The 8,082-nt window shown below is 71.6% G+C and carries 10 protein-coding genes; 5 read left to right on the top strand and 5 right to left on the bottom strand.

The annotated features are described in order from the left end of the window. Together JKV81_RS00300 and JKV81_RS00295 are read right to left on the bottom strand one after the other, a co-directional pair. Positions 1 to 186 (bottom strand): cold-shock protein (locus tag JKV81_RS00300; RefSeq protein WP_202074674.1); only part of this gene is annotated, 186 nt, incomplete at its 3' end. A gap of 305 nt (positions 187 to 491) precedes the next feature. Then, complete coding sequence (locus JKV81_RS00295; RefSeq protein WP_202074673.1) at positions 492 to 836, bottom strand: MerR family transcriptional regulator; 345 nt, start codon at positions 834 to 836, stop codon at positions 492 to 494. 331 nt (positions 837 to 1,167) lie between these two features. Here JKV81_RS00295 and JKV81_RS00290 point away from each other — a divergent pair, with 331 nt between their 5' ends. Together JKV81_RS00290 and JKV81_RS00285 are read left to right on the top strand one after the other, a co-directional pair. Further along, positions 1,168 to 1,764, top strand: coding sequence for a hypothetical protein (locus JKV81_RS00290; protein ID WP_129264521.1), 597 nt, complete (start codon positions 1,168 to 1,170; stop codon positions 1,762 to 1,764). A gap of 143 nt (positions 1,765 to 1,907) precedes the next feature. Further along, positions 1,908 to 2,123: a hypothetical protein gene (locus JKV81_RS00285; protein ID WP_202074672.1), complete on the top strand. Its 216-nt coding sequence runs from the start codon at positions 1,908 to 1,910 to the stop codon at positions 2,121 to 2,123. On the opposite strand, the gene JKV81_RS00280 is transcribed toward JKV81_RS00285, so the two are convergent. The 3 genes from JKV81_RS00280 to JKV81_RS00270 all read right to left on the bottom strand — a co-directional run bounded on the left by JKV81_RS00280 (position 2,053) and on the right by JKV81_RS00270 (position 5,076). Beyond that, positions 2,053 to 2,505 carry a YunG family protein gene (locus JKV81_RS00280; protein WP_202074671.1) on the bottom strand — a complete coding sequence of 151 codons (453 nt, stop codon included), beginning with the start codon at positions 2,503 to 2,505 and terminating at the stop codon, positions 2,053 to 2,055. The two genes, JKV81_RS00285 and JKV81_RS00280, sit on opposite strands and share 71 nt — an antisense overlap. Positions 2,506 to 2,557: 52 nt before the next feature. Beyond that, positions 2,558 to 4,258, bottom strand: coding sequence for a SpoIIE family protein phosphatase (locus tag JKV81_RS00275; protein ID WP_202074670.1), 1,701 nt, complete (start codon positions 4,256 to 4,258; stop codon positions 2,558 to 2,560). A gap of 74 nt (positions 4,259 to 4,332) precedes the next feature. Then, positions 4,333 to 5,076: an alpha/beta hydrolase gene (locus tag JKV81_RS00270; RefSeq protein ID WP_202074669.1), complete on the bottom strand. Its 744-nt coding sequence runs from the start codon at positions 5,074 to 5,076 to the stop codon at positions 4,333 to 4,335. A 157-nt stretch (positions 5,077 to 5,233) separates the two neighbouring features. Between JKV81_RS00270 and JKV81_RS00265 the strand changes: the two genes are divergently transcribed. The 3 genes from JKV81_RS00265 (at position 5,234) to JKV81_RS00255 (ending at position 7,870) form a co-directional block, all read left to right on the top strand. Further along, a complete protein-coding gene (locus JKV81_RS00265) occupies positions 5,234 to 5,719 on the top strand; it encodes a peroxiredoxin (RefSeq protein WP_147982784.1) in 486 nt (161 codons plus the stop codon). 105 nt (positions 5,720 to 5,824) lie between these two features. Beyond that, a complete protein-coding gene (locus tag JKV81_RS00260) occupies positions 5,825 to 6,346 on the top strand; it encodes an NfeD C-terminal domain-containing protein (protein ID WP_202074668.1) in 522 nt (173 codons plus the stop codon). A gap of 84 nt (positions 6,347 to 6,430) precedes the next feature. Then, a complete protein-coding gene (locus tag JKV81_RS00255; protein ID WP_124277808.1) occupies positions 6,431 to 7,870 on the top strand; it encodes a flotillin family protein in 1,440 nt (479 codons plus the stop codon). Positions 7,871 to 8,082 lie beyond the last annotated feature (212 nt).

The following is an 8,082-nucleotide window of genomic DNA, read 5'->3' as shown; positions in this document are numbered from 1 at the left end:
CTCCGCCTGCGGGCCCTTCTGGCCCTGCGTGACGTCGAAGTTCACCTTCTGGCCTTCCTGCAGCTCGCGGAAGCCCTGGGCGGCGATGTTCGAGTAGTGGGCGAAGACGTCAGCGCCGCCACCCTCCTGCTCGATGAAACCGAAACCCTTTTCGGCGTTGAACCACTTCACGGTGCCAGTAGCCATGTCATATCTCCTTCGGGGCGTTGCCCGTGGGCCCACACTGTGCGAGCCCTACGTCGCCGCAAATGATTGCCCCGTCCGGAAGAGACCGGAAATACAAAAGCGCGCCCACCGGAGTGAAAACGGTGAGTGCACTTGAAGTTTTGGGAACCACAACTGCAACTGAGATCAACAGTAGCACGATTCGGGCACAAGTGAGCTGTACGCCATATCACTACGCCATCACTCCGCCGCGTACGGCATATACCCTCACCGCACATTGCGCGTATTTCTGTGCCGACGGAAACAGATATGCACCCGTGCGCCGGTCAGGAATCGCCGCCGCTCCGGCCCGCGGCGGGCCGCCGCAACTGCTCGTTGAGGCGCAGGGCCTCCTCGAGCTGGTCCTCCAGGATGACGATGCGACAGGCGGCCTCGATCGGTGTGCCGGCGTCCACCAGCTCGCGGGCGCGGGCCGCGATGCGCAGCTGGTAACGCGAGTAGCGCCGGTGGCCCCCCTCGGAGCGCAGCGGCGTGATCAGGCGGGCCTCGCCGATGGCCCTGAGGAAGCCTGGCGTCGCACCGATCATCTCGGCGGCCCGCCCCATCGTGTACGCGGGGTAGTCGTCGTCGTCGAGACGGTCCGTGGCATGCGACGGGGATTCCGGGGTCATCTGCACCTCTTCTGCTGCGCACCTGACCTCTGATATGGCCTGGCTGCACAAGAAACCCTAGGCGTACGGGTAGGTCATGTCTATTGCCACCGGAACAGGTTTCCGCCGTCCCCGGCGTGCACCGGGTGCGGCCCGCGAGGGAAGGTGCCGGGCGGGAGCCCTCCGTAGCCGTGCGAACACCCCCAACAGGGCTGACCGACCGGTCAGTTGTCGGCAGACCGGCGAACGGTCATACTGCACGGGTAGCCCTTCACGCATCCCCCGTCGTGAAGGGCTACTTCACGCGCGGCCGCCGGTATCCGCGCGGCCCGCGCGGACCGGAGCACCCACCATGAGCAGCACGGACACCACCTCGGACCTCACGACGACGGTGGCCCGCACGGTCACGGACGTCCTGCAGCCCCGCAATGTGCTGCTCTTCGGGATGCTCGCCGTCGGACTGGCCTCGGCCGGTGACTGGACCGGGCTCCCCTGGGGCTTCCTCGGCGCCCTCTGCGCCGGGCTGATCCCCGCCGGCTACATCGAGTGGGAGCGCGGACGCGGCACCTGGGGCGACCGGCACGTCGTGGACCGGACCCAGCGGGCACCGATCTTCCTGGTGATCCTGGGCTCGCTCGGCACCGGCGCGCTGATCATGGTCCTGGGACACGCACCCCTCGGCATCCTGATCGCGATGATCTCCCTGTGGGTCATGACGACGGTGCTGCTGGCCGTCAACACGGTCTGGAAGATCTCCGTCGACTCGGCGGTCGCCTCATCCGTGGTGGCCCTGCTCAGCGTCGCCCACTCCCCGTGGTGGCTGTGCGCGGCCGTCCCGGCCGTCGCCGTGTGCTGGTCGCGGGTGGCGCTGCGCTACCACTCGGTGGCCCAGACGGTGGCGGGAGCGGCCGTGGGCGCCGCCACGGCGGCCGGCTTCCTCTTCGCCTGAGCCCGGACCGGACGCGCCCGAGGCCCGGGCCGGACGCCCGGACCCGCCTTGCCCGGTGACCCGGACGGCCCCCGATTGCGGACCCGCCCCGCAGCCGGTTACGTGGACCGAGGGGCCGTGCAGCGATGTCGGGAGGCACGCAGATGCCGAGGAAGCCCGCGAACTCGAAGATCGGCCTGCTCCTGAGCCTGGGCAGCAGCGCGCTCGCCGTCGTCCGCACCGTCAAGCAGATGCGCCGGGCCAGAGGCACGCAGGACAAGCTCACCACCGCGAACACCCTGGCGGGTCTCATGCCCCTGGTGACGTCGGCCCTGATCGTCCTGCGCCGGCTGCGAGGGCGCTCCCGGCACGCCGGCTGAGCCGGTCCCGCAGCGTCTCCCCGACCCGGGCGCTCAGCAGCTCGTACTCCTCGCGGAGCCGGACGATCTCCGCCGGGCGCTCGACGGCCACGCCCACGGTCACGGTCTCGTGCGGGCCGAACTGCTCGCGGGTCAGGTCGATCTCCGTGGCCTCGCCCAGCCTGTTCCACCAGTGGAAATCGACGCGCTCGCCGTCGACCAGCACCTCGCCCCTGATCAGCTCGCCGCCCAGCAGGTCGTGTACCACGAGCGCGGTCACCCCGCACTGGTCACGGGCCGGATTCGCCGGATCCCAGTCCGCCCGGTGCGCGGGCGTGGTGGTGTCCGCGCCCCAGCTGCTGCGGACGGCGGCTTCGATGTCGGTGAGGAGCAGAGGTCCCATGCCGTGCATCCTCGCACCGGCCACCGACAACGCCCCGGCGCCGCAGGAGCGTTCAGTAGCCCCGGCTCCGCGAGACGAGCACCGCGATGTCGTCCTCGGCCGCGTCCGCGAACCGGTCGACGACCTCCGCCAGCAGGTCCTCCAGCCGTCCGCCCGGCGGGAGCTTGAGCTGCCTGAGCCGCTCGATCGACACGTCGATGTCCTCGCCCCGGCGCTCCACCAGGCCGTCGGTGTACATGAAGAGCACCGTCCCGGGAGCGCACGGCAGCACCGTCGTCCGGTACCCGCCGAAGCCCGTGCCCAGGGGCGGCCCGACGGGCACGCGCGCCACCCGCGCCTCGGGCGCCCCCGGGTCGATGAACACGGGCGGCGGATGTCCCGCGCTGGCCACCTCGCAGGTCCCCTCCTTCCGGTCGACGACGGCGATCAGGCACGTCGCCGCCCGGTCGAGGCCCGACTGCCCGATCGCCCGGTCGAGCCGCTCCAGGATGCGGTGCGGCGGATGCTCGTCGTCGGCCATCACGCGGAGCATCGAGCGGTAGTTGCTCATGGCGACGGCGGCGTCCACGCCGTGCCCCATGACATCGCCCATCACCTTGATGTGGCGGCCGCCGCGCAGCGGAATGGCGTCGAACCAGTCGCCGCCCACCAGCGCCCCCTCGCCCGCCGGGAGGTAGAGCGACGCGATCTCGATGCCCGGGTTCGGCACGCGCGGCTCGGAGAGCAGGGAGCGCTGGAGCTCCCGGGCGACGCGGTGCTCGTGCGTGTAGCGGTGGGCATGGTCCACGTCGACGGCGGCGCGGCCCGCGAGCGTGCGGGCCACGACCACGTCCAGGCCCTCCGTGAAGGGCGGCGAGTCCCCGGCCCGTACGAGGCTGAGCGCCCCCAGCGGCCGTCCGCGCGTGGTGAGCGGCACGACGACGGCGGAGTGCAGACCTAGGGCGCGGTAGGCGGCGGCCCGCTCGGGCGAGGGCCCCGACCGGTTGCGGTTGAGGCCCTCGCCGCCGACGAGGTTCTCGATCACCGGACCGTCGGCGGCCAGGCAGCGTGTCACGGCCGCGTCCTCCTGGTAGTCGACGTCCGTACCCGGCCCGCCGAACCGGGAGAGCTCGTCGGCGAGTTCCGGGACGGAGGCCACCCCGGCCCTCCGCAGCCGCAGCACCCCGGGCGGCGGCTCCCGCCGGGCGGGCCCGTCGGCGTCCGGCATCAGCTCGACGACGGCGACGTCGGCCATCTCCGGGACCACGAAGTCCGCGAGTTCCTGGCAGGTGGTCTCCACGTCCAGCGTGGTGCCGATGCTGACGGTGGCCTGGTCGAGGAGCGTCAGATAGCTCCTGGCGCGCCGCAGCTCCTCCCGCTCGCTCTCGGTGCCGGTGACCTCCTGGGCGAGCGCGATCAGCCCGCGCACCGCACCGTCCTCCTCGAACCGGTGGAGGGCCACCCGCCAGTACCGCCGCTCGATGACGGAGTCCACCCGGGTCTGCCCGCTGGTGGTCATCTCCCGGGGTTTGCCGTCGGCGAGTACCTGGCGCATGACGTCCGTCCGTACGTTCATGTCCGGCAGCACCTCGCCGACGCGTCTGCCCAGATGCGCGGCGGCCGTCACGCCGTTGAGCCGTTCGAGTGCCGGGTTCACGTAGACGTAGCGCAGCTCCGTGTCGAGGACCGCCACCCCGGCCGGGCTTCTGCCGATCAGCGTGTCCAGCGCCGTCACGTCGGCGTAGGACGGATCGGCGTGCTCTTCGGCCTGCAACGGAGCCTCCAGAGGGGTCGTGCCCGGCGGTGCGGGGCGGGTCGGCCCTCACGGGCCGACGCGCACCCGGCCCCTCATCGTCCGACGCCCCGCAGCGCCCCGCATCTCCGCAGGCCCGGCCCTCCGGCGTCGAGTCCGTCCAGGGACAGGGTCCCCTCGGACGCGGCTGCCTCCGGGGGCAGCCCGAACGCCGCCTCGACCCGCTTCGGGACCGGGGCCAGCCCCAGCAGCCCCGTCACCAGCAGGCCGGCGAGGTGGTGCCAGGCCGGGGCCCTGCGGATCATCGCGTGGTCGCTGCCCGGGATCGTCACCAGGCAGGTCCGGGCCCCCGCCCGGCGGGCCCTGGCCGTGAGCGACTGGGACGCGAGGGGGCTCGTCACCCGGTCCCGGGTGCTGTGCAGCAGGACGACGTCGCGGCCCGCGAGCTGCGTCACCGGGTCGCCGGGCGGGCACCAGGGGGCGAGGCCCACCACGGAGCGGACCAGCGGGTGCCCGGCGGCGTGGAGTGCGGCGCGGGCGCCCATGGAGTGGCCGAGGAGGACCACGGGGATGTCGCCCGCCTCGCGCCGCAGGTCGTCCAGCACCCGTAAGGCGTCGTGCAGCGGGTCCTCGCGGGAGCCGTTCCAGCCCCGGTGCGTGTAGCGGACGCGCTGCACGCGCACCCCGGAGTCCCCGCGCACCGCACGGGCCACCACGCGCGCGACCGGCAGCATGCGCAGGCCGGGCAGGTTGAGCGCGCCCGGTGCCGGTGCCGCCATGCCCGTCTCGTAACCGCCGTGGAGGATGAGCACCGCTGCCGACGGCGGTCTTCCGGCCACACGTACCTCCCGATCGGGTGCGGGGCCCGCGCCCGCCCACACCTCATGTTCGGTGCCGGAGGGCGGGCGGATGGGTCGAACGTACGGATGCGTGGAAAGTGCCGTTCACTGTAGGGCGCACGAACCCTTCCCGTACGCGACCCAAGGAGCCCCCGACATGGCGTCAGGACCCCGAACCGGCCTGCCCGCACCGGACTTCACCCTCCCCGGAGGCGTCCTCACCGACGACGACTTCGCCCGGCGCGACTACACGCTCTCCGCCGCGCGCGGACGGGCCGTCGTCCTCGCCTTCTACCCCGGCGACAACACCGCCGTCTGCACCAAGCAGCTCTGCTCCTACTCCTCCGGCCTGGAGACCTTCGAGGGCCTCGACGCCGAGGTCTGGGGAATCAGTCCACAGGGTGTGGACAGCCATGAGTCCTTCGCCCGTGGCCACGGCCTGCGCATGCCCCTGCTCGCCGACACGGCCCGGGAGACCGCCCGGGCCTACGGGGTCGCCGCCCCCGGCATCGGAGTACGCCGTTCCGTCTTCCTGATCGGTCCGGACGGTGTCCTGCGGTGGAAGCACGTCGCGCTGCTCGGTGCCACCTTCCAGTCGCTCGACACGCTCGCCCAGCAGCTTTCCGGCATCGGAACTCCGTAGAAACTGCCGGACTCCGGCAGTGCCACGGCATGGTCCCCTATGGGACCATTCAGCCAGTTCGACGGAGACTTTTCGGGGGACAGCGAACAACGGGGGAGTGATCACGTGACCGTTTTCCTTGGTCTCGGCATTGCGGGAATCGCACTTCTCGTCCTCTCCCTGATCTTCGACGGGATCCTCGAAGGACTCCTCGGCGACGCGCTCGGCGGGCTGCTGAACGGCTTCTTCGACGGCCTGCTCTCCCTGCCGGTCATCGCCGGCTTCCTGTCGATGCTCGGCTTCGGGGGAGCGATCGTCCTCGGCACCACCGGGGCCGGCGTCCCCCTGGCCCTCACGGCCGGTGCGGTGGCGGGCGTCGTCGCGGCCTGGCTGACCTGGAAGTTCAGCAAGGCCCTGATGCGGGACCAGACCACGGCCACACCGCGTGGCGACGACCTCGTCGGCACCTCGGGGTCGGTGGTCACCCCGATCCCGGCCGACGGGTACGGCGAGGTCCTGCTGCGACTCGCGGGTCAGACCGTGAAGTTCTCCGCGAAGAGCGCCGTCCCGGTCGAACGCGGCGCCGAGATCTGGGTGGAGGCCACCCTCTCGACCACCTCGGTCACGGTCCGCCCCGTCGAGCGCTGACCACCACCGAGCCCTACGCCTGTCCGACACCCGTACAACCGAACACACTGCCGTCCCTTCGGGAGGGCAAGGGGGACACCTCTCATGAGTCCAGTAGTGATCGCCATCATCGGCATTGTCGTACTTCTCGTACTCCTGGCCCTCGCCGTGATCACCCGTTACAAGGTCGCGGGGCCCAGCCAGGCCTTCATCATCACGGGACGCCGCGGCAAGAAGTCCACCGATCCGGTGACCGGCCGCACCAGCATCGACAACAGCGGCCAGAAGGTCGTCGTCGGCGGCGGCGTCTTCGTCGTGCCGTTCGTCCAGCAGAAGTTCACCCTGGACCTCTCCAGCCGGCACATCCCGGTCGCGGTGCGCGGCGCCGTCACCCTGCGCGGGGTGAAGTCCAACCTCGAAGGCGTCGCGATCGTCAAGGTCGGCGGCAGCGAGGACGCGATCCGGGCCGCGGCCCAGCGCTTCCTCCAGCAGCAGAACGGCATCGTCGGCTTCACCCAGGAAGTGCTCTCCGGAGCGCTCCGCGCCATCGTCGGCCGCATGTCCGTCGAGGACATCATCCGCGACCGCGCCGCGTTCGCCGGGCAGGTCGCCGAGGAGGCCGAGGCCAGCCTCTCCGGCCAGGGCCTCATCCTGGACGCCTTCCAGATCCAGGACATCACCACCGAGGGCTCCTACCTGGAGGACCTCGGCCGCCCGGAGGCCGCCCGCGCCAAGCAGGAGGCCGACATCGCCGAGGCCATCGCCCGGCGCGCCTCGGAGCAGGCCCGGCTGAAGGCGGCCGAGGAGATCGCCATCGCCGAGCGGACCTTCTACCTCAAGCAGGCCGAGATCAAGGCCGAGACCGAGGCCGCCGCGGCCAAGGCCAACGCCGCCGGTCCGCTCGCCGAGGCCGCCCGTCAGCAGGAGGTGCTCAGCGAGCAGGAGAAGGTCGCCGAGCGCCAGGCCGCCCTGACGGACCGTGAGCTCGACACCAAGGTCCGTAAGCCCGCGGACGCCGCCCGCTACCAGGCGGAGCAGGAGGCCGAGGCCCGCAGGATCGCCCAGGTCAAGGAGGCCGAGGCCGACGCGGAGCGCTCCCGCCTCACCGGTCAGGGTGAGAAGCTCCACCGCTCCGCCCTCGCCGACGCCGTACGCATCGAGGGTGAGTCCGAGGCCGCCGCCATCGCCGCGAAGGGCGCCGCCGAGGCCGAGGCCATGCAGAAGAAGGCCGACGCGTTCAAGCAGTACGGCGACGCGGCCGTCCTCCAGATGCTGGTCGAGGTGCTGCCGCAGGTCGTCGCCAAGGCGTCCGAGCCGCTCAGCGCCATCGACAAGCTGACGGTCATCTCGACGGACGGCGCGAGCCAGCTGTCCCGCACGGTCGCCGACAACGTGGCCCAGGGCGTGGAGCTCCTCAACTCCACCACCGGCGTCGACCTGGCCGCGCTGCTCCGCAACCTTCAGGGCAAGGCGGAGGCCACGGAGTCCGCACCGGCGGTCCCCTCCCCCTCGGCCAACGGCGAGGAGATCCAGATCAAGGGCTGACCTGTCACGGAGTGATCCGTCGCACGGCCTCAGGTGCCCGGCCGGCTCACCGGCCGGGCACGCCCATGTCCGCGTCTCCCGGAGCCGCCGGGCACGGTCCCGCCGGGAGCTGATTTCCGCGTCCCGACGGCCGGTCCACGGCTCCGGTTAAGGTAATAGGCAGCTAAAGAGATGATCAAAAGCGCCGCTCCGTCACCGCGCGCACCTCGGGA

It is taken from the genome of Streptomyces silvae, from assembly GCF_016745505.1.
GTDB lineage: Bacteria > Actinomycetota > Actinomycetes > Streptomycetales > Streptomycetaceae > Streptomyces > Streptomyces silvae.
This window is presented reverse-complemented; position numbering and strand designations above follow the sequence as displayed.

Bases quoted from the DNA above. Each gene is read 5' to 3' on its own strand.
- JKV81_RS00295 (WP_202074673.1), bottom strand. From the start codon at position 836: ATGACCCCGGAATCCCCGTCGCATGCCACGGACCGTCTCGACGACGAC.
- JKV81_RS00290 (WP_129264521.1), top strand. From the start codon at position 1,168: ATGAGCAGCACGGACACCACCTCGGACCTCACGACGACGGTGGCCCGC.
- JKV81_RS00285 (WP_202074672.1), top strand. From the start codon at position 1,908: ATGCCGAGGAAGCCCGCGAACTCGAAGATCGGCCTGCTCCTGAGCCTG.
- JKV81_RS00280 (WP_202074671.1), bottom strand. From the start codon at position 2,505: ATGGGACCTCTGCTCCTCACCGACATCGAAGCCGCCGTCCGCAGCAGC.
- JKV81_RS00265 (WP_147982784.1), top strand. From the start codon at position 5,234: ATGGCGTCAGGACCCCGAACCGGCCTGCCCGCACCGGACTTCACCCTC.
- JKV81_RS00255 (WP_124277808.1), top strand. From the start codon at position 6,431: ATGAGTCCAGTAGTGATCGCCATCATCGGCATTGTCGTACTTCTCGTA.